Origin of the sequence: Kluyvera chengduensis, assembly GCF_044197065.1 — a bacterium.
GTDB classification, from domain to species: domain Bacteria; phylum Pseudomonadota; class Gammaproteobacteria; order Enterobacterales; family Enterobacteriaceae; genus Kluyvera; species Kluyvera ascorbata_C.
The window spans coordinates 587,691-606,571 of sequence record NZ_JBIQOI010000002.1 but is presented as its reverse complement, the minus strand read 5'-3'; the positions used below and the strand labels follow the sequence as shown (position 1 = coordinate 606,571).

Genomic DNA, 18,881 nt, shown 5'->3' with positions numbered 1-18,881 from the left:
ATCAAGACTGAAGGGCGATACTAGCATCAGTAAAAAAAGAGAATAAATGCGCATTTCTTATTTTGTTTTCTCTTTTTACTATTTGCATTTTTTAGCTTTGATATGCCGGATTTAATCATTGTCGATATCCGGGGTTTTATTTATGGTCAGTTTTTTTTATTTCGGTAAATAAAATGCGTAATAACATCATTCTCAGTGGGTTTACCATGGCGGCGGTCTCGCATATTAACTATGGGATGTGGCGTGACCCACAGGACAACAGCTATCGCTATACCGACATCGAGTATTGGGTGGGGCTGGCAAAGCTGCTGGAGGAGCAGGGGTTCGACTGTCTGTTTATCGCCGATGCGCTGGGGCTGATTGATAGCTGGCAGGGAAGCCCGGCGGCATCCCTGGCTCAGGGGATCCAGTCGCCGCTTATCGACCCGCTGCTGCTGGTCTCGGCAATGGCGGCGCAAACCTCGCGGTTGGGCTTTGGCGTGACGGTGTCCACCACCTACGAGCAGCCCTACCTGCTGGCGCGAAAATTTACCACCCTCGACCACCTGACGAAGGGGCGTATCGCCTGGAATGTGGTGACCTCGCAGTTGGAAAGCGCCGCGCGTAATCTTGGGCTGGAAAAGCAGATGGATCATGATGAACGCTATGAGCGTGCCGATGAGTTTCTTAACGTTAGCTATAAGCTGTGGCAGCATTCGTGGGAGCGAGCGGCGCTGAAGCGCGATAAGGTGGCTGGTGTGTATACGGACCCGGAGCGCGTTCATCCGGTGGCTCATAAGGGACGCTGGTTTACGGTGCCCGATGCCCACCTTTCCGAACCCAGTCCACAGCGAACACCGGTCATTTTCCAGGCCGGAGGATCGCCGCGCGGCGTTGATTTTGCGGCGCGCCATGCGGAAGTGGTCTTTGTTGCCGGGCTGGACGCCAGCGGCGTGAAAAAACAGGTCGCGGCGATTAAAGCGCAGGCGGCGGTACATGGGCGCGCACCGGGGGCGATTAAGTTTATCAGCGCGGTGACGGTGATAACCGGCGCGACGGAAGAAGAGGCGCAGGCAAGCTTTGCCAAACGCCGCGCACATTACGATCTACAGGGAGCGCTGATTCACTACGGTGCCAGCACTGGGGTCGATCTTTCCGCTCATTCGCTTGATGCGCCGCTGGAATGGCAGCAGACCAACTCTAACCGCTCTCTGCTCAAAATGGTGACTGGTGAAGAAGGGCTGCCGCCAAAAACGCTGCGCGAAGTGTTCCATCCCGAAGAGGGGTTGGGGCGGCAAAAGACGTTTGTTGGCTGCGGTGAAAGTGTGGCGGCGCAGCTTGAAGCGTGGCTTGATGAAAGTGATACCGATGGTATTAATCTGGCGCAGTGGCTGTCGCCGGGGTGCTTTGAAGATTTTTCTCGTTGGGTGATACCGGCGCTGAAGCAGCGAGGTCTGCTGAGCGAGAAACCCGTGGGCCAGACGTTGCGCCAGCGGCTATTCCCGCAGGGGGCCGCAGAACCCGCGAGCGACCATCCTGCTCAACAGAAGTAGGGCTGTAGAACGCTTAAGAATGTGGACGTCGTGGGGTAAGGCTCGCGTCTCCGCTTTCCAGTGGGCCCTTCTCCTGTGCCCACTGGATAAACGCTTTTTTCGGCAACGCTTTGCTGTAGAACCAGCCCTGTCCGGCCGGTACGCCGTGGGTGTACAACCAGTCGCGCTGATGCGCAGTCTCAATACCTTCCGCAATCATGCTCAGGTTCAGCGATTTAGCGATCTCAATGATATGACCGGTGACCACCTTGTGTTCCAGCGCATCGACAAAGCTTTTGTCGATTTTCAGCGTGTCGACCTCCAGTTCCTGGAGGTAGCTTAGGCTCGAATAACCGACGCCAAAATCATCGATGTACACCTTGTGGCCCATTTCCCGATAGGCCTGTAGCACCGGGCGCGCGGTTTGCGGCGCAATCAGGTCGCGCTCGGTCAACTCCAGCGCAATCTGGTGAGGTGCCACGTTCCACTGCTGGATTTGTTGACGCAGCAGGGCGGGCAGGGTTGGGGAGCTTAGGTCGGCGGCGGTGATATTGATAGAGACGGTCATCTCAGGATGCTGCGATAGCCAGCCTCCCAAATCCGCAAATACACCGCGCACGATATGCTCGGTCAGTTGGCAAATCACGCCGGTCTGCTCCGCAATGGCAATAAAGAGATCCGGTGGCAGCCAGCGACCATCGGCCTGCTGCCAGCGGGCTAGCGCTTCAGCGCCGAGCAGTCGCCCGTCCTCGAGCGACACCACCGGCTGGTAGTGTACGGTGATCTCTTTGGCTTTGATCGCTGCCAGCACGCGGTAATGGGATGATTGCAGGCGGCGTAAAAGGCGTACCATGAAGTAAGAGGCCAGGCCACTAATCAGTAGCCCCAGCGGCAGCCAGAGCATTAGTTGGCGATGCCAGTTAATGGAGAGAGGCTTCATCGATGACCAGGTGAGTAAAATCGCGCCAACGTCCGGCAGGACACGCTGGTGATACAGGGTGTCGTTAAACTGGATGACCGGTTGGTCAGTCTGCAGGTGGTGTTCCCATATCTCTGGGTCGAGCGGGTGATTGCTGGCGATAACCCGGTGGCTCTGGGCATTGATAAGCGCGGCATAAATCGGGTAGGTCGGGTCCGGCAGCACGTCAATCAATGAATCCGGGTCAACCATCACCATATATTTGCCGTGGCTTACCGCCATCATCGGGGCATCGGTTTGCAGGTCGTGGCGTGAAGTGAGCCAGACCGTATAGCCGGCGGGTGTGGTGAATTCGGTACCGGGGATTTTCTCGGAAAGCGTGTTACTCAATAACTCACACGGCGCGTCATGATTCTCAAGGTAGAAGACGCTTTGGATGTACTGATGAATGTAAGAGATTTTCTGTATTTGTCGCAGGTGGCCCAGGGTGCAGGGGGCGCCCTGATAACGGTTGATTTCCTCTAGCGCCGTTTTGGCCTGCACCTTCACGCGCTGAGTTCGCGCCAGAACTCGCTCGGCGTAGCTGTTCATTTCCTGGTTAAATAACTCGTTGGCCTGACGATTCGCCAGCCACAGGCTAAGGGCAATAGGCAGAAAAATAGCGATAATCAGCACGCCTGTGATCAGGCTCACCAGACGTCGCATCGTCATTATTTTTCCTTTGTTGAGGTCAGCGGAGTAAAAAGATTGGCGCGCTAATGATATCGCTGCTGAAGCGGTTCAGGCCAGCACAAAGGATGGATAATACCGATTTTCAGAAATTACGCGTATGGTTACGTGGCGAATTACCACATCAGTAGTAGGGGAAGCACGTGGGCGATCCCCTCTCCCAAAAGGGGAGAGGGGGAAAACTATTTTTGCCGTTACATGTTAGAGAAGACGTTCATGATAACGCCGCCGGAGATGATCAACACCATCGCCAGAATAGCGGGCAGATCCGGCTTTTGCTTATAGAGGATCATCGAGAAGATAGTCACGCCGACGATGCCAAACCCGCACCACAGCGAATAGGCGACGCCAACCGGAATGGTGCTCATGGCGCGGGTCAGCGCGAAGTAGCACAGGCTGTAAGCACAGACCACCAGTATTGAAGGCGCCAGCTTGCTGAAGCCGTTGGTCTTTTTGATCATCGACGTACCGGTGATTTCGGAGCCGATAGACAGCGCCAGCCATAAAAATCCGAGATTAAACATAGTGAATTCCTTTTGCGTTAGTTGGCGACGTTTTTGTCCAGGGTGGAAGCGGTAGGCTCGGCGGGCGTCTCTTCGCTCTCCTCACTGCCCATTTTGGAAAACAGGTTCATGATGACGATGCCGCTGGCGATAATCGCCATGCCGATGATGGCGGCGGTGTCCGGGTGCTGGCCGTAGAAGGCCATGCCAAGCGTAGACACCACCAGAATGCCGGTGCCGGACCAGGTCGCGTAGGCCAGACCGACGGGGATATCTTTTACCGCGCGGGACAGCGAGTAGTAGCAGGTGCAATAGAGCACCACCAGCAAGGCGAGCAGCAGCATTTTGGTAGTGCCTTCGCTGCTACCGAACATTTTCAGGGTTGAGGTGGCCGAGGTTTCTGACACGATAACCAGCAGCATCCATAGCCAGCATTTTGTTTTTGAAGACATCTTCTACACTCCAGGTTTTATTATCGAGGTAAGGTTATTTTTTCTTCGTTTTGACATAGTCGACGGCGGCATCGGTGAGCACGGCATCAGGTCTTGCGGCCAGCGACGGATTATTGACGATATCTGTGACAGTCAGATAACGACGGGTTGCCATAAGTGGTGCGGGTGCGGCTGTCGTTGCGCCCGTTTCCAGCTTCTCCAGCAATTCATTCATCGTGCAAAGCGTCACCCCGCACGCTGCCAGGCGAGCAAGGGTGGCGTCGATATGCGCGGTATAGGCGCTGTCGACCACTGCGCCGCGTAGCTGATTTAGCTCGCTGTGCGGGCAGCAGTGGTAGCGCAGCGCCAGTACCGGAATGCCCGCCAGCAGCGCATCGTGCAGGCGACGCGCCACCGGGCTTTGCAGCGTACCGTTGACCAGTTCGGCCGCTTGGGGATAGTCGAGAAACGGCAGCAGCAGCGCTTTATAACCAACCGGCGGCTCGCCCGACAGCGGCAGAACCTCCCCAAGCGGATGCCACGCCGCGGCATCATCAAGGGTTTCATCCATCGCCAGCACCAGCCGCTGCCCGCAGCCCGCCAGCCGTTGGCGGATAGCCTGGCGGTAGCCGTCGGCAGCGGTGACCATCACCAGCACCGGCGGCCGTAAACGCTGGAGGATCTGCGCCACCAGGCGGTCAATCTGTTGCTCGCTCATCAGTCGCTCCTTTAGCCTATCAGCATGACCGGCGCGCCGTTCTTCAGCCCGGCGGCGTTGGCCTCTTCGGTGTCGATATGGAACTCAAGGGCGAAATCGTCGCGCACGCGCACCACCACTTCATCGAAGGTGAGCTGTCGCTCGCCATGGCTGCGAACGCTGACCTTCTGGCCGTTATGGACGTTAAGCGTGCGGGCATCCTGCGGCGACATATGAATATGCCGCCAGGCGCAGATCACCTGTGAGTGTAGCTCGACGTGGCCCTTTGGCCCCACCAGTAGCGCATCACCCGCGTTCTCCAGTTGGCCGGATTCCCGCACCGGGGCTTTAATCCCCAGCGCGAAGCAGTCGGCGCGGGAGACTTCCAGCTGCGTGGTCGGGCGGGTAGGGCCGAGTACGCGAACCTGAGTCAGCGAGCCTTTTGGTCCGACGACGGTGACGCACTCTTCGGCGGCGAACTGCCCCGGCTGGCGCAACGGTTTAAACGGCGTCAGCGCATAGCCCTTGCCGAACAGCGCCTCGACGTCCTGCTGCGACAGATGAACGTGGCGGTTAGAGACGCCTACCGGGATGGTGGGCGTGGTCTCGTGCAGCCGGGCGCTGATTTTTTCCTGTAGCAGGGCGTCAATCATGCCTTTTTCCCTTTCTTGTGCACGGCGTTTTTCTCTTCCGCGACGGTTTCCTGCGGCGCGACAGGCTCACTCGCGGCTTCCTGGACGGGCTCAACCAGCGCGGCAGGCTGTGCTTTTTCCCGTGGCGGATGCCCCTTGAGGGTGCTCAGCGCTTCGACAATGCAGCGTTCCGGGCGTGCAATCACCAGTGAATTGACCGGCAGATTACTCGCCTGAACCACCGCCACGCCGTGTTCGATAGCGGTGTGAATGGCGCTGATTTCCCCTTCAAAGCACACGCTCACTAGCCCTGAGCCCACCTTACGATAGCCGATGCAGGTGACGCCTGCGGCTTTGCAGGCCGCGTCGACGGCCTGGATGGCGGCGACCCATCCTCGTGTTTCAATGACGCCTAAACTTTTCATTCTCGGCTCCTTTAGTGACGTACTAAGCGAATATCAAAATCAAATCCGGCGAAGAAGGCCTCCAGTTGATTCAGCTCTTCCACGCTGTAAGACGGGTCCTGAAGAATCGGGTAGGGCATCTCCAGACGTTCGTATTTTTTGCGGCCCAACTGGTGGTACGGCAGCATATCGATGCGGCGGATGTTGCCGCGCTTCGCCAGCTTCTGTACGTAGTCGATAGCGCCGGTAATGGCTTCCCACGAGTCGTTGTAGCCGCGCACCAGCGGCATGCGGATAATCACGTTCGCGCCGGAGTCGACCAGCCATTCCAGATTGCGGCGTACCCCTTCGTTACCGATGCCGAACAGCGTTTTGTGGTGATCGCTGTCGATCTGCTTGATGTCGAATAAGAAGGTGTCGGTGACCGGCGCCAGCTTCTGGTAGTTCGCCAGCGGAGTGGTGCCCTGGGTTTCGACGGCGGTGTTGAGCATCATTTTTTTGCATTCGCTAAACAGGGCGACGGCAAAATCGGTCTGCAGACTCATCTCGCCGCCGCCGATGGTCACGCCGCCGCCGGAGGAGATATAGAAGTCGTAGTCCTGCATGATGACCTCCATCAGCTCGCTGACGGTGACATCTTTACCCATGATATCCAGCGCGTTCTGGGTGCAAATCGCTTCGCATTTGCGACAGCCGATACAGTCTTTATTGCGGTTGACGAAGTGCTTCATTTCGCCGTTTTCTTCCGCGCGGTAGTGAATGCCCGCCGGGCAGACGTTCACGCAGTCGCCGCAGTTAATGCATTTGTCCTGAGAGAACATCACCTGAAACTGGCTGCTCAAGCCTTCCGGGTTGGCGCACCACGGGCAGCGAATGTTGCAGCCCTTAAAAAACACCAGCGTGCGAATGCCGTCCCCGTCGTAGATCGAATACTTCTGAATATTAAAAATTCGACCCGTTAATTCCTGCGTATTGCCCATCACGCTTGCCTCCTGAAAATTCTGGACGTCCTTGTCCTACTGCATTCCGTTAGATCAGAACTTCTCAATCACCGTACGGCTGATGATCTCGTCCTGGACCTCTTTGCACAGCTCAACGAAGTAGGCGCTGTAGCCCGCTACGCGCACGATCAGGTCGCGATATTTTTCCGGCTCCTGCTGCGCTTTCTTCAGCACTTCGTTATCGACATAGCTGAACTGCATCTGGCCGTTGCCGAGAATCGACGCGGTGCGCAGCAGGGTGATAAGCCCGTGGCGGCCTTCTGGGGTATCGAGCAGCCCTTTAAGGAACTTGAAGTTGTGCACCATGCCGATGTTCATGGTTTCCACGTTCATCTTGCTGACCGACTTGATGATGGCGGTTGGACCATGTTTATCCGCGCCCTGGGTCGGGCTGATGCCGTCGGAGAGCGGCATCCATGCCAGGCGACCGTTCGGCGTGGCGTTGGTCAGCTCACCGATTGGCGTGTTGTTGGAGATGGAGAGCGTGCCGTGGCTCAGGGTGGAGTAGAGCATCTTGTACTTGCGGCACTCGCGCTCGGTCCACTCGGTGATGTCCAGCGCGTACTGGTCAACGTAGTTATCGTCGTTGCCGTACTTCGGCGCGTTCAGGCAGTCGCGGCGCAGCCCTTCAAAGCCTTCAAAGTTAGCCAGCATCGCGTCGCGCATCTGCTCGAGGGTGTATTTTTTATCTTCGAACACCAGCTTGCGGATAGCGGCCATCGAGTCGACGTAGGTTGCCAGACCGGAGAAAATCAGCCCCGGACCGTGGTTGACCATCGCGCCACCGGCGGCCACGTCTTTACCTTTTTCCATGCAGCCTTCGACCAGCAGCGACATCAGCGGTTTCGGCGCCACGTCGCGGTGTACGCGCTGGCTGATAACCGTACCAATTGCTGACAGGCGCACGATGTGGGCAATCTGCTGTTTCACCGCCGCATCGAATGCCTCGAAGGTGTGCAGGTCACGCAGGTCGCCGGTGTCCAGCCCCTGATAGCTGTCAAACAGCACCATGCGGCCACGGTTCAACACGAACTCGATGGCAATTGGCCACTGGGTGTAGCCGGTGGAGGTCCACTGGTAGATGCGGCCGGATTTCTGCGGTTCGACGCAGCCCATCAGGCAGTAGTCGCGCGCGTCTTCAAAGTCGAAGCCTTTACGCAGCATCATCTTGATGTGGGAGTCATCGAAGTGACAGGCCGGGAAGCCCATCCCCGCTTTTACCACGTCGACGATTTTTTCCATGTACTTCTGCGGTGACTGGTTGTGAATACGGCAGGCCAGCGACGGCTGGTAAACCTTCACAAAGCGCACGGCGTCCATGATCAGATAGGTCAGATCGTTACAGGCATCGCCGCCGGAACGCTTCTGGCCACCAACGGTCAGGTTGATAAATGGCTGGTAGCCCGCGAAGTACTTCGCCCCCAGTTCGCTGGACATCCACATCAATTCGGCGCATTTGATGATAAACGCCTGCAACATTTCCAGCGCGGCGTCATGGGTCAGACGGCCTTCGCGGATATCGGCTTCAAACATTGGGTAGCAGTACTGGTCAACGCGGCCCAGCGACAGCCCGGTCTGGTTCTCTTCGATTTCAAACAGCGACTCGACGGTCCAGATACTTTGCAGCGCTTCCTGCAGGGTTTTCGGCGGGTTCGCTGGGACGTTCTGGTTCACCTCGGCGATGGTCAGCAGTTCGGCACGGCGCTGGGCGTTCTGCTCAACGGCAGCCAGTTCACGGGCGCGGGCGGCGATGCGGTGGGCGTAGTTCACCACCCCTTCACAGGTTTCAATTGCCGCTTTGTAGTAGTAAATACGGTCGATATCTTCCGGGTTCTCCATGCTCAGGTTCGCCAGGTGCGCCTCGGCGTCGGCTTTGATGCCGTTCATCCCTTTAGTAAACAGCAGCACGTCGTAGCCAGGGCAGGTATCGCCGCCGCCGTTGATCTGGTGGTAGGAGAGGTCGCTGACGAAGGTCTCGCCGCTGAAGGACCAGACGCCCGCTTCGCGGTACTGTGCTTCGCAGATTTCATCAAGAGAACGACCTTCCCAGAACGGCACGATCTCTTCGCGGATGGTTTTTTTGTCTTCTTCGCTTATCTCAAACGGGTCCTGCGGGCGGGTGCTCATGGTATCAAGCTCGTCGCGTACCCAGCGCCAGGCGATATCCGGTGAGAAGGCTCCGGCGCGCGGTTTGCCGCACGGATGGCCGACGATCAGCTCATCGTCCTGAATCAGAATCGGCGCCGTTTCACAGGCGTGGCGGAAGGCTTTGGCGCGCAGCAGAATGGTCGGCATGCCTGGGTTGGCTTTTACCACTTCGGTAAAGGCCAGCGCGCGGTAAATAGAGACGCTTGGGCGTACGGTCAGATAGTGGTCGCGCAGGCGCTGCATGCGCGGGGTCAGCCCTTCCGCCGTGGTGGTTTCACTACAGTTGGCGAACGGCGCGGCGGAAACGGGCTGTTTACCGCTGAACAGACGTACCGGCAGATGCAGCGCGCTGAGGTTGTGCTGGGCGCTCTGGAACATCTCGGACAGGGCGTTGATGCGCGCATTTTCAAGGCTTGCGCCGTGGAGCAGGGCATCAAACATCGGGTAACCGTCAATTGCGCTGGCGGCGCGGACTTCGCTTAATTCTGCGAGCTTAAACCACAGGCACTCAACGATTTCATAGGCCTGGGCTTCGGTCAGCGCGCCGTTGGCGATATCGTGCTGGTAGTACGGCAGCAGCGCTTTGTCGACGCCTTCCGGGTTCACTGCGTAGCTGCCGTTATCGAGCTGTAACGCCAGTTGGAACAGGTAGAACGCCTGGCAGGCTTCTTTAAAGCTGCGCGCCGGGTGGGCTGGAACGTGGTGCAGAATCGCGACGCTGTCTAACAGCTCGGCTTTGCGATAGGCGTTGGTTTCAGCGGCGGCTAACTGCTCGGCGCTGTGGGCGAGGTTTTGCGCCAGCGCCATCAGGGCGTCGCAGGCGTAAATCGCGGCGCGGCAGCCGTTGACTTCGTCCATGCCGCTGCGGCTGACCGCGCTGCCGAGCGTACGGGTTTTCTCTTCCAACTGGTGTTTAATCGCCAGCACGCCTTTCTCGACCACCAGCTTGTAGTCCGGGGAGTCGAGGTCGCTGTTCAGATTGAGGAACTGGAACGCCGAGGGGCGATGGGCGGCGGCTTCATCATGGAAGATCGCGCCGTGCGGCTTGCGGGTCTGGTTGCCGACGATAAGCTCATCGGCGCTGATGGTGAGCGGCAACTGACGCATCAGTTCATAGAAGCGGCGCGCCGGTTTAACGGCGGCGGGAACGCCAGCAATATCGCCGTCCAGCCCGCTCAGCACGGTGGCGTGTTCGGTGCACAGGGTGCTTTTTTGTGAAAGTAAACGTTCTGCCAACACTTTGACGCGCGGCGTTAAGCTGTAGAGTGCCATGTCGTATTCTCCAGATGTTCTTATTGGGTGCCCGTATTTTGCCGGGTGGCGTTTCGCTTACCCGGCCTACGCAAGCGGAGCGCCGCGCCATGCCTGGCGATAAAGCTCGGTTAATGCCTGCGCGTCCGGCGTGCGCGGGTTGGTTGGGGTGCAACTGTCGCGCAGCGCCTGACCGACCATTTCCGCTAAGCGACGCTCAAAGTCTTCGCCGTCCACGCCGGTGCCGTGAATACCGGTGGGCAGGGTCATTTCATCTTTCAGCGCTTCAATGGCGATCAGCAGGCTGGTGACGCCTTCGCGGGCGGTATTCGCAGGCAGATCCAACAGATGGGCCAGACGCGCATATTTGTGCGCGGCTTCGGTATCGCACTGCCCCTGATAGTCAGCGTTCCACGCCACGACGTGCGCCATTAGCAGGGCGTTGGCGCGACCGTGCGGGACGCGAAAGACGCCGCCGAGCGCGTGGGCCAGGCTGTGGGTGATGCCGAGCGAGGCGTTGGTAAACGCCATGCCCGCCATGCAGGAAGCGTTGTGCATTTTTTCACGCGCCTGCAAATCCTGGCCGTTGCGCCAGCAGGTTGGCAGGTAGCGGAAGACCTGCTGCACCACTTTCTCAGCCAGCGCATCGGAAAAGTCGCTGGCGGCGCGAGAGACGTAGGCCTCCAGCGCGTGGCACAGCACGTCCATCCCGGTATCGGCGGTGATGGACGACGGCACCGACGCCACCAGCGTTGGGTCGAGAATGGCGATATCCGGCAGCAGCGACGGGTCGACCAGCACCAGTTTCTCGGCGTTCGCCTTCACCACCGAAAAGCTGGTGACTTCCGAGCCGGTGCCGCTGGTGGTGGGGATGGCCACGAAGCAAGGGCGCTTGCGCCCTGCGTCCGGGCGGGTTTGCGCCAGGGCGAAAATAACCGCTTTGGCGGCGTCAATCACCGAACCGCCGCCCAGGGCAATCACCAGATCCGGATAGCGGCTGTCCATCAGCTTCATGCCGCGCACCACGGTGGCGATGTCCGGGTCAGCCACCACGTCGTCCCAAATCTGGAATGCGATGCCGCGATCGCGCAGGATAGCGGTCACTCGTGAGGCGAGGCCGAACTTGACCATCGCCTGGTCGGTGACCAGCAGCACGCTGTGGGCGGACACATCGGCCAGCGCCGATAGCGCGTCCTGACCGAAGCAGATCCGGGGTTTCAGCAAAAATTCACTCATTGGGTTATTCACTCCTTAAGCGTCCCGAAACACGTTCTCGACAATGGCTACCACCGCCATCGCTTTGTAGCGGTCTTTGTTGAGCGCGAAGTACTCCTCGGCCAACACGATGTCGTGCATCCCCGCGCCGACGCTATCGACGGCGACCCAGGAGCGGTCTTTCATCGGCTGCTGGTTGTCATCCAATTGAGTGATAAGCAGCAGGTTGCTGCCCCGTAGCTCATCGCTCTTTTGTGTGGCCACGACATGTCCGGTAACCTTTGCGAGAATCATTGTTTTTATCGCCTTATATCAATGCGTTACTTGCCTAAGCGCTCAAGCACCTGACGGATGACGCGCTCCACGTTCTGCTCGCTGATTTCACCTTCAGCCTCTACCGTGGCAGCCGTCGCAAAACGGTTGTCGCCGTGACTACTGAGGGGGGCGGCTGGGGCAGGGGAGGTGAAGCGCGCGTCGTCAACGATGCTGCGGCGCGGATCAACCGGCTGGCTGGTGATAGTCGGCTGCGGTTCCACGCGGCTGCTCGGTGCGCGCAGTTCGTCGATAGAACGCACGCCGTAGCCCACTTTGCGGATATTGAGCAGGTTCATCGGGCCGACGTTATCGGAGCTGGAGCCGCCGCCTACCGCGCCGCAGCCTAAGGTCAGCGCCGGGGTGATGTTGGTGGTCGCGCCGATACCGCCGAGCGCCGCAGGGGTGTTAATCAGAATGCGGTTAACCGGTTTTTCGAGGCAGAACTGACGGATAACGTCCTGGTTGCGGGTGTGGATTACCAGCGTATGGCCAAGGCCTTCGTTGGTCAGCAGCTCCACCACGCGATGGCAGGCGGCTTTCCAGTCCTCTTCCACGTACAGGCCGAGCACCGGACACAATTTTTCACGCGAGTAAGGGTTTTTCGCGGAGACGGTGGTTTGCTCGGCAATCAGCACGCGGGTGCTGGCCGGTACGCAGAAGCCCGCCATCTGGCTTAAATAGAGCGCCGTTTTGCCCACCACTTTCGGGTTGATGGTGCCGTTTGGACGCAGCAGCAGAGCCGCCATTTTCGCCGCTTCGCTTTCGTTCATAAAGTACGCGCCCTGGGCTTCCAGTTCGCGATGCACGTCGTCGTAAATGCAGCCTTCGACGATGATCGACTGCTCAGAGGCGCAGATAACGCCGTTATCGAAGGTTTTGCTGGTGATGATATCTTTCACCGCATGAGGAATATCGGCGCTACGCTCGATAAACGCCGGGCCGTTACCCGGGCCGCCGCTGATGGTTGGCGTACCGGAAGCGTAGGCCGCGCGCACCATGCCTTCGCCGCCGGTCGCCAGGATAAGCGACACGTCTTTGCTGTGCATCAGTTCAGAGGTAGCTTCCAGCGTCAGTGTGGTTACACCGTCAACGATCCCGGCCGGTGCGCCCGCTGCTTCCGCGGCACGTTTGACAATCTCAATGGCTTTCCAGCTGCACTGACGTGCGCCCGGATGCGGCGAGAAGATAATCGCGTTACCGGCTTTGAGGGCAATCAGCGTTTTGTAGATAACCGTGGAGGTCGGGTTGGTTGAGGGAACCAGCGCGCAGATAACGCCCAGCGGCACGCCCACGTCCATCACTTTCTTTTGTTGATCGTCATGAATGATGCCGACGGTCTTCATATCTTTGATGGCGTCGTAAACGCGCAGCGAGGCAAAACGGTTCTTCAGGACTTTATCCTGCCAGTTGCCGAAGCCGGTCTCTTCCGCGGCCATTTTCGCGAGCGTTTCGGCGTGGTGCGCCGCTTCCTGGGCCACGTTTTTCACGATAGCGTCGATTTGCTGCTGCGAAAAAGTGGCCATTACCGCTTGCGCTTTTTTGGCGCTGCGCACCAGTTCTCGCGCGTTCTGGCGAGAGAGCAAATCGGTATCCAGTTCAATCATGAGTCTATCCTTCATCAGACGAAAAGAGTGCAGACGGGGCGTGCCCGGTCAGGTCATGCTTTATGCTGCGATGCGATTTTTTCGATGTCGTTATGCGGGCGAGCAATAACACGGGAAGTGACCACTTCACCGATGCGTTTTGCCGCTTCAACGCCGGAGTCCACCGCCGCGTTGACCGCGCCGACGTCGCCTTTCACCATCGCGGTAACGAGGCCGGAGCCGACGTTTTCATAGCCGATAAGCTCGACGTTGGCGGCTTTGCACATGGCGTCTGCGGCTTCGATACAGGCCACCAGACCTTTGGTTTCAATCAGACCAAGCGCTTCTTTCATCATTTTCTCTCCGGTTATTCGCTAATTTTGTAGTGCGAGACAATCTTGTTGATGTCGTTATGCGGACGCGCGATAACCAGCGAGGTCACCACTTCACCAATACGCTGCGCTGACTCCACGCCGGAATCCACCGCCGCTTTCACCGCGCCGACATCGCCTTTCACCATCGCGGTGACGAGGCCGGAGCCGACGTTTTCATAGCCGATAAGCTCGACATTGGCGGCTTTGCACATCGCATCTGCCGCTTCGATACAGGCCACCAGACCTTTGGTTTCAATCAGACCTAATGCATCACCCATTTGCGTTCTCCCGGCCTTAAGCCTTGTGTTTAATGACGATTTTGTTGATGTCGTTGTGCGGACGCGCAATCACCAGCGACGTCACCACTTCCCCAATGCGCTGCGCCGACTCCACGCCGGAATCCACCGCCGCTTTCACCGCGCCGACGTCGCCTTTCACCATCGCGGTGACGAGGCCAGAGCCGACGTTTTCATAGCCAATCAGTTCAACGTTGGCGGCTTTACACATCGCATCTGCGGCTTCAATGCAGGCCACCAGACCTTTGGTTTCGATAAGCCCTAATGCATCACCCATTGCTTCACTCCTCAAAACAGGTTGTGTGATTTCAGGAAAACCGTCCGTGTCACGGCGTTAACCCACGGCAGCGGCGTTCGGGATTCACTATAGGGATTCCCTTTTTGTGTGGAATTTAAATCTGGATGGTTGTCTGATTTAGATAAAAACTCTGCCATTTAGCCTTTTATGGCTGGTGATTTATCTGTTTATGCTGCGGGGAGGGGCGGGATTTTGACGGGTATAAGGCGTTTTTTTCCGTGCGCGTGGCGCTCACTGTAAATGTTATGAAGTTGCTAAATTTATACAAAGGTCGGGTAACATGGCGCAGAAGCAACTGTGGCGAGGTTCAAATTCTGACGGCGAAGCTAAACGCAAAAGGTGCGCTTTTTGGCGAGGGGGAGGCGGCAGGAAAACGCGCGTGCGCGATGGATCACAGTTTGTCGTTGGCGCGCCGGGCGAACGCGCCCCACTCACTATGCCGTTAACGTGGCGAAGATTGATTTGGCAACGGTGGCCGAGCGGTTAGCCGCCTGCCGAGAGCGTCCCTATCAAGGTATGGTGTTTTATGAGGACGGGGACGTTTAGTTCAGCGCGCTGCCAGATTTCAGCGTGCAGATCCACAGCGGTGAGTTAATGGAGCTCAGTAGAATCGCTTTGTCATTGAGCTTCTGGGCGTTAAGAAACAGCCCGTCGTGGCTGTCGGACATCTCGCGCATAAAGTAGGCGAAAATCACGTCCGGGGATTCATCGATGGACGAAGCGCTGGATTCCCACTGGTTGATACGATAGTGGCGTTCCGTCGCGGAAATGCGTTTACTGGTATAGCTGAATTTGACGTAACGCTGCAAATAGAGCCAGCCAGCGGCCGAATCGGTGTAACCCTCGACCACCATTGAGCCTTTACCGTGGCTGCCAAAGTTGAAGTGAATGTTGCCGTTCACGTTCTCTTTATCCATATTTTCAAAACGCATGATCCCTTTGGTGGAACAGCTCATTACCCCGGCGTTTTCATCGGGCAGCAGACGCCAGGCGCTAAACCCGGCGACCGCGATAAACACGAGCAGAGAAAGGGCAAAGAACGTACGCGGCGCGAGTTTCATCATGGTTTCCATGAATAGTAGAAGTAGTTGTCGCAGTAGCTGAACGGGTTGTCTTCATGCATAGCGCAGTGGGCAAGGAACACGCGCCCCAGACCGTTGGTTTCCAGCCTGTCGCCATAGAAAAAGAGGAAACGCTCGCCGGGTTTGCACACGATTTTCAACCGTTCACGCACCTCATCGAAATTTTTTACGTAGGCGCTGGCGCTGACCGAGCGCAGCATCTCATCGCTGGCCAGCAATTCACACTGGCTATGGGTGATTTGGCTCAGGGAGATTGGATGCGACTCTCGCACGCCCACCAGGCTCAGGATAAGCAGCAGCAGGGCAATGGTCAGCAGACAGGCGCCCGCGATATACCAGCAAGTACCGCGCGCATGCGCCGTAACGGGTGGGGTTTCCTGCGGCGTCTCTGGCGCGGCTTCGGTGATGATGACCGGCGGCTCCGGCGTGGATAAGGGCGGCGATGGTTCATCCAGCGCCTCAATGACCACGTCCGGGTTCAGCTGCAAGTAGCCGCGCGACACGGTGACGATAATGTTGTCGACTCCGTAGTGGCGGAAGGTTTTGCGCAGCATGCTCAGGTACTGGTTCAGGTTGCTGTTTGACGAGGTTAATCCGTTGTCATCCCAGACTTTTTTGAGCACGTCTTCCCGGCTGACGATACCGGTGTTATGCAAAAAGAAGAACAGCAGCGCGCTGGCGGTGATCGACAGCTGGCTGTCCGGTTCAGCGCTTTGCGGCAGCGTTATCGTGCCATCCGTTGCGTCATAAATAAAACGGGCATTGATGTTGTAGCGCATCGCGGCCTCAGCCTATGTGCTTCACGCGGGAAGCGTCATCTTATTAAGAGAGTCGACCAACGTTCGTCGGTGCTCGGCGCACATGGTGATCCCTTCCGTGAGTTCAGATAACCAGATACCGTCTGCCGTATAGCGCACCAGCGTACCGGTGGGGCTATTATCCAGCGCATCGCCGTGCGCCAGGTGATCCAGCATCCAGTCGCGCCAGCATTTTCGCAGCACTGGCTCATCCGGCATGGCTAGCGACAGCACCATCAACTGGCGGCTTTCGTGCGTGTCCGTCAGGTCGGCAAGGTAGTTCAGATAGGCACGGGTAAAGCGGCCATAGCTGACGCCATCCTGCTGCATCAACGCGACAATTGCCTCTTCCATAATCCCCAACAGGCGGGTAAACAGCGCGTAAATCAGCGCCTGCTTATTGGGAAAGTGGTGAATCAACCCGCCTTTACTGACCCCGGCTTCGCGGGCGACAGCGTTCAGCGATAGAGCGGCGATGCCGTCTCGTCCGGCAATCATCGCCGCGGACTCCAGCAGAAGTTGATATAAACGGACCGGATCTTTTTTACGGTGTTGGGCTTCCATATTCATGGCCCGAATCATACCGACCAGACGGTATGATTATTTTTGACAGCGATCAAAGCGAGGGTGAAGTCCGTATAGAGATTATGGGTAATGCGTGAAAGGTCACAATTTGTAGTATAAATCAGACTTTTATCACGTGGTTTTCCTATGGGGGGCGTAAAAAAACGCGGTGAGCTGCCCCTCCGCGTTTTTTTACTTCACGACAGTGACTTACTTCTGCACCGCGCTTTTGGCTTTCGCTTTCGCGTTATCGCAGGCCGTCTGGTTTTTCGCACAGGCGTCTTTTGCGGCTTTTGCTTCTTTCTGCGCGTCGGCTTTTGCCGTGCTCTTCGCCTGAGCGCACTGGGTTGGATTGTTCTGGCAGGCGGTTTTCGCGTTGGCGATTGCCTGACCGTTGGCCGCATTCGCCGCACCCATTGCCAGCAGTGCGCAGGCACCTAACATCATCGCAATTTTTTTCATGTTAATTATTCCGCCGCAGCCTGAGCCAGATCGTTTTGTACCTGCTTACGCTGGTCAGCGGTCAGCACCTGGCTTAAGTCAAAGTAGTATTTCACTTTGTAGTAGCGAACCTGCTGGTCCACTTTGCTGAACGCCGCCAGCTGCTGTTTCACGCCCGCTTCATTCCATTTACCGGACTGGATCATGTCGATGATCATGCCGTCTTTGACGTCTTTCATCGAGATAGCCTGGACGTTTTTCGCCAACTGCTGGTGCAGCGTTTTGATTTTAGAAACCTGAGCATCGGTCAGCTTGAGATGCTGAACGATAGGGTCCTGCGCTGGCGCAGGGGCGGCGGCGGTGTCAGCAGCCTGAGCGGCGAACGTCGCGCCAGCAAGGGTGGCGACCAGTAAAGCGGTGCGGGTAAATTTTTTCATTGTTGTCATCCATAAAGCATTCAAATTAACGCCGAAGCGTCAGGCAACGGAGGAATAACCCCCTGATTTTTGTCGGGGTAATGATAGGTTGCCGATTAGGCTTAATGCTCGCGGATTGTTGTGTCTGTTGGTAACGATGGGAAACAATGACTCTATGAAATCATAACTGTTTACGTATTAAGACCTTCTTAATGTTACGGTTTTCTTTTCGGCTATTTCAGCAGGAAATCCACGGTAATCAAAAGACAAAATATCGCATAGCATTTGCGATTTCTGGCGTTGTTAATCAGATTTTACCTTTAGATAACAATTACTTTCGCCAAATGATATTTGGTTATAAAGCATAGCGAATCGTTATTTGTTCCGCTGAGGGCGGTGTGGGAGCGTAAAAAGACAATACAAAAACAGGGGTATCCAGAAAGATTATGGCAAAGACAAAACAGGCAGTTGCACAGCTCGCACTTCTCACCGGCCTGGTGGCTACCGGCCTGACGACCTTCACCGCGCAGGCCGATCAGTTGGCGGATATCAAGGCCAAAGGCGTGGTCAAAGTGGCTACCTTCGATGCTAACCCGCCGTTTGGTTCAGTAGATGCGAAAACGCATGAGCTGGTGGGCTACGACGTTGATTTCGCCAAAGCGCTGGCAAAATCGTTGGGCGTAAAGCTGGAACTGGTGGCAACTAACCCGGCGAACCGTATCCCGCTGCTGCAATCCGGCAAGGCCGATCTGATTGTCGCTGATATCACCATTACCCCGGAGCGCGCGCAGGTTATCGACTTCTCCACCCCGTACTTCGTCACTGGCCAGCAGTTTCTGGTGCCAGTGACCGGCGGCGATAAGCTCGATGACTACAGCAAAGCGCGCATCGGCGCCGTGAAGGGCACCACCGGCGAGCAGACGCTGCATCAACGCTTCCCGCAGGCGCGCGTGCTCTCTTATGACGACATTCCGCTGGCGCTGACCGCGCTGCGTAACGGCAACGTGCAGGCCATTACCCAGGACAGCACCATTCTGGCGGGCCTGCTGGGCGAAGCGCCGGATAAAGCGAAATTCAAAATCCTGCCGGACTTGCTCAGTAAAGAAGAGATTGGCGTAGGGGTGAAAAAGGGTGAACCGGCGCTGTTGAAAGCGGTGAACGATGAGCTGGTGGCGCTCGAGAAATCGGGCGATGCGGCGAAAATCTACGACACCTGGTTTGGCCCTTCCACCAAAGCGCCGCAGCCGCGTTCCTTCACCATAGAAGCAAAATAA

The 18,881-nt window shown here is 57.1% G+C and carries 21 protein-coding genes; 2 read left to right on the top strand and 19 right to left on the bottom strand.

Annotated elements, in window-relative coordinates:
- Window positions 1-173: 173 nt before the first annotated feature.
- On the top strand, window positions 174-1,532 hold the full coding sequence (locus ACH1XZ_RS08600; protein ID WP_395595191.1) for an LLM class flavin-dependent oxidoreductase: 1,359 nt from the start codon (window positions 174-176) through the stop codon (window positions 1,530-1,532).
- A 13-nt stretch (window positions 1,533-1,545) separates the two neighbouring features.
- Here ACH1XZ_RS08600 and ACH1XZ_RS08595 read toward each other — a convergent pair whose 3' ends face one another.
- From ACH1XZ_RS08595 to ACH1XZ_RS08505, 19 genes are all read right to left on the bottom strand, one after another.
- Window positions 1,546-3,141 (bottom strand): EAL domain-containing protein, encoded by a 1,596-nt coding sequence (locus ACH1XZ_RS08595; RefSeq protein WP_395595190.1) that lies wholly within the window; start codon window positions 3,139-3,141, stop codon window positions 1,546-1,548.
- Between the two features lie 212 nt (window positions 3,142-3,353).
- Window positions 3,354-3,683 (bottom strand): DMT family transporter, encoded by a 330-nt coding sequence (locus ACH1XZ_RS08590; RefSeq protein WP_333495727.1) that lies wholly within the window; start codon window positions 3,681-3,683, stop codon window positions 3,354-3,356.
- A 17-nt stretch (window positions 3,684-3,700) separates the two neighbouring features.
- Window positions 3,701-4,114 carry a DMT family transporter gene (locus tag ACH1XZ_RS08585; RefSeq protein ID WP_395595189.1) on the bottom strand — a complete coding sequence of 138 codons (414 nt, stop codon included), beginning with the start codon at window positions 4,112-4,114 and terminating at the stop codon, window positions 3,701-3,703.
- Window positions 4,115-4,148: 34 nt separating this feature from the next.
- Window positions 4,149-4,811 (bottom strand): hypothetical protein, encoded by a 663-nt coding sequence (locus ACH1XZ_RS08580; RefSeq protein ID WP_395595188.1) that lies wholly within the window; start codon window positions 4,809-4,811, stop codon window positions 4,149-4,151.
- A gap of 11 nt (window positions 4,812-4,822) precedes the next feature.
- Window positions 4,823-5,443 (bottom strand): phosphate propanoyltransferase, encoded by a 621-nt coding sequence (locus ACH1XZ_RS08575; protein WP_395595187.1) that lies wholly within the window; start codon window positions 5,441-5,443, stop codon window positions 4,823-4,825.
- Window positions 5,440-5,847, bottom strand: a complete 408-nt coding sequence (locus ACH1XZ_RS08570) for a BMC domain-containing protein (protein WP_395595186.1) — start codon at window positions 5,845-5,847, stop codon at window positions 5,440-5,442. Before ACH1XZ_RS08570 ends, ACH1XZ_RS08575 begins: the two co-directional genes overlap by 4 nt.
- A gap of 11 nt (window positions 5,848-5,858) precedes the next feature.
- Window positions 5,859-6,806, bottom strand: a complete 948-nt coding sequence (cutD, locus tag ACH1XZ_RS08565; protein WP_395595576.1) for a choline TMA-lyase-activating enzyme — start codon at window positions 6,804-6,806, stop codon at window positions 5,859-5,861.
- A gap of 54 nt (window positions 6,807-6,860) precedes the next feature.
- Complete coding sequence (cutC, locus tag ACH1XZ_RS08560) at window positions 6,861-10,247, bottom strand: choline trimethylamine-lyase (RefSeq protein WP_395595185.1); 3,387 nt, start codon at window positions 10,245-10,247, stop codon at window positions 6,861-6,863.
- A gap of 66 nt (window positions 10,248-10,313) precedes the next feature.
- Entirely contained in the window at window positions 10,314-11,462 is a 1,149-nt protein-coding gene (locus ACH1XZ_RS08555; protein ID WP_395595184.1) for a 1-propanol dehydrogenase PduQ, read from the bottom strand.
- A 15-nt stretch (window positions 11,463-11,477) separates the two neighbouring features.
- Window positions 11,478-11,735 carry a EutN/CcmL family microcompartment protein gene (locus ACH1XZ_RS08550; RefSeq protein ID WP_185666480.1) on the bottom strand — a complete coding sequence of 86 codons (258 nt, stop codon included), beginning with the start codon at window positions 11,733-11,735 and terminating at the stop codon, window positions 11,478-11,480.
- Between the two features lie 26 nt (window positions 11,736-11,761).
- The gene (locus ACH1XZ_RS08545) at window positions 11,762-13,360 is read right to left on the bottom strand and encodes an acetaldehyde dehydrogenase (acetylating) (RefSeq protein ID WP_395595183.1); all 1,599 of its coding nucleotides are present in this window, start codon (window positions 13,358-13,360) and stop codon (window positions 11,762-11,764) included.
- A gap of 53 nt (window positions 13,361-13,413) precedes the next feature.
- Entirely contained in the window at window positions 13,414-13,692 is a 279-nt protein-coding gene (locus ACH1XZ_RS08540; protein ID WP_015585230.1) for a BMC domain-containing protein, read from the bottom strand.
- A gap of 14 nt (window positions 13,693-13,706) precedes the next feature.
- Window positions 13,707-13,991 (bottom strand): BMC domain-containing protein, encoded by a 285-nt coding sequence (locus ACH1XZ_RS08535; RefSeq protein WP_115074640.1) that lies wholly within the window; start codon window positions 13,989-13,991, stop codon window positions 13,707-13,709.
- 16 nt (window positions 13,992-14,007) lie between these two features.
- Window positions 14,008-14,286: a BMC domain-containing protein gene (locus tag ACH1XZ_RS08530; protein WP_001540796.1), complete on the bottom strand. Its 279-nt coding sequence runs from the start codon at window positions 14,284-14,286 to the stop codon at window positions 14,008-14,010.
- Window positions 14,287-14,849: 563 nt separating this feature from the next.
- Window positions 14,850-15,368, bottom strand: a complete 519-nt coding sequence (locus tag ACH1XZ_RS08525) for a FidL-like protein (RefSeq protein WP_395595575.1) — start codon at window positions 15,366-15,368, stop codon at window positions 14,850-14,852.
- Window positions 15,368-16,168, bottom strand: a complete 801-nt coding sequence (locus ACH1XZ_RS08520) for a winged helix-turn-helix domain-containing protein (RefSeq protein ID WP_395595182.1) — start codon at window positions 16,166-16,168, stop codon at window positions 15,368-15,370. The genes ACH1XZ_RS08525 and ACH1XZ_RS08520 overlap by 1 nt, the downstream gene beginning before the upstream one ends.
- Before the next feature lie 21 nt (window positions 16,169-16,189).
- Entirely contained in the window at window positions 16,190-16,768 is a 579-nt protein-coding gene (locus ACH1XZ_RS08515) for a TetR/AcrR family transcriptional regulator (RefSeq protein WP_395595181.1), read from the bottom strand.
- A 192-nt stretch (window positions 16,769-16,960) separates the two neighbouring features.
- On the bottom strand, window positions 16,961-17,212 hold the full coding sequence (locus ACH1XZ_RS08510) for a late histone H1 (protein WP_395595180.1): 252 nt from the start codon (window positions 17,210-17,212) through the stop codon (window positions 16,961-16,963).
- 5 nt (window positions 17,213-17,217) lie between these two features.
- Window positions 17,218-17,628: a Spy/CpxP family protein refolding chaperone gene (locus ACH1XZ_RS08505; protein WP_395595179.1), complete on the bottom strand. Its 411-nt coding sequence runs from the start codon at window positions 17,626-17,628 to the stop codon at window positions 17,218-17,220.
- A gap of 425 nt (window positions 17,629-18,053) precedes the next feature.
- On the opposite strand from ACH1XZ_RS08505, the gene ACH1XZ_RS08500 reads away from it, so the two are divergent.
- Window positions 18,054-18,881 (top strand): ABC transporter substrate-binding protein, encoded by an 828-nt coding sequence (locus ACH1XZ_RS08500; RefSeq protein WP_395595178.1) that lies wholly within the window; start codon window positions 18,054-18,056, stop codon window positions 18,879-18,881.

Coding starts and splice junctions, on each gene's coding strand:
- ACH1XZ_RS08500 (WP_395595178.1), top strand. CDS start 18,054: ATGGCAAAGACAAAACAGGCAGTTGCACAGCTCGCACTTCTCACCGGC.
- ACH1XZ_RS08540 (WP_015585230.1), bottom strand. CDS start 13,692: ATGAAAGAAGCGCTTGGTCTGATTGAAACCAAAGGTCTGGTGGCCTGT.
- ACH1XZ_RS08580 (WP_395595188.1), bottom strand. CDS start 4,811: ATGAGCGAGCAACAGATTGACCGCCTGGTGGCGCAGATCCTCCAGCGT.
- ACH1XZ_RS08505 (WP_395595179.1), bottom strand. CDS start 17,628: ATGAAAAAATTTACCCGCACCGCTTTACTGGTCGCCACCCTTGCTGGC.
- ACH1XZ_RS08585 (WP_395595189.1), bottom strand. CDS start 4,114: ATGTCTTCAAAAACAAAATGCTGGCTATGGATGCTGCTGGTTATCGTG.
- ACH1XZ_RS08555 (WP_395595184.1), bottom strand. CDS start 11,462: ATGAGTGAATTTTTGCTGAAACCCCGGATCTGCTTCGGTCAGGACGCG.
- ACH1XZ_RS08520 (WP_395595182.1), bottom strand. CDS start 16,168: ATGCGCTACAACATCAATGCCCGTTTTATTTATGACGCAACGGATGGC.
- ACH1XZ_RS08545 (WP_395595183.1), bottom strand. CDS start 13,360: ATGATTGAACTGGATACCGATTTGCTCTCTCGCCAGAACGCGCGAGAA.
- ACH1XZ_RS08595 (WP_395595190.1), bottom strand. CDS start 3,141: ATGACGATGCGACGTCTGGTGAGCCTGATCACAGGCGTGCTGATTATC.
- cutD (WP_395595576.1), bottom strand. CDS start 6,806: ATGGGCAATACGCAGGAATTAACGGGTCGAATTTTTAATATTCAGAAG.
- ACH1XZ_RS08515 (WP_395595181.1), bottom strand. CDS start 16,768: ATGATTCGGGCCATGAATATGGAAGCCCAACACCGTAAAAAAGATCCG.
- ACH1XZ_RS08550 (WP_185666480.1), bottom strand. CDS start 11,735: ATGATTCTCGCAAAGGTTACCGGACATGTCGTGGCCACACAAAAGAGC.
- ACH1XZ_RS08570 (WP_395595186.1), bottom strand. CDS start 5,847: ATGAAAAGTTTAGGCGTCATTGAAACACGAGGATGGGTCGCCGCCATC.
- ACH1XZ_RS08530 (WP_001540796.1), bottom strand. CDS start 14,286: ATGGGTGATGCATTAGGGCTTATCGAAACCAAAGGTCTGGTGGCCTGC.
- ACH1XZ_RS08590 (WP_333495727.1), bottom strand. CDS start 3,683: ATGTTTAATCTCGGATTTTTATGGCTGGCGCTGTCTATCGGCTCCGAA.
- ACH1XZ_RS08575 (WP_395595187.1), bottom strand. CDS start 5,443: ATGATTGACGCCCTGCTACAGGAAAAAATCAGCGCCCGGCTGCACGAG.
- ACH1XZ_RS08600 (WP_395595191.1), top strand. CDS start 174: ATGCGTAATAACATCATTCTCAGTGGGTTTACCATGGCGGCGGTCTCG.
- ACH1XZ_RS08510 (WP_395595180.1), bottom strand. CDS start 17,212: ATGAAAAAAATTGCGATGATGTTAGGTGCCTGCGCACTGCTGGCAATG.
- ACH1XZ_RS08535 (WP_115074640.1), bottom strand. CDS start 13,991: ATGGGTGATGCATTAGGTCTGATTGAAACCAAAGGTCTGGTGGCCTGT.
- ACH1XZ_RS08525 (WP_395595575.1), bottom strand. CDS start 15,368: ATGAAACTCGCGCCGCGTACGTTCTTTGCCCTTTCTCTGCTCGTGTTT.
- cutC (WP_395595185.1), bottom strand. CDS start 10,247: ATGGCACTCTACAGCTTAACGCCGCGCGTCAAAGTGTTGGCAGAACGT.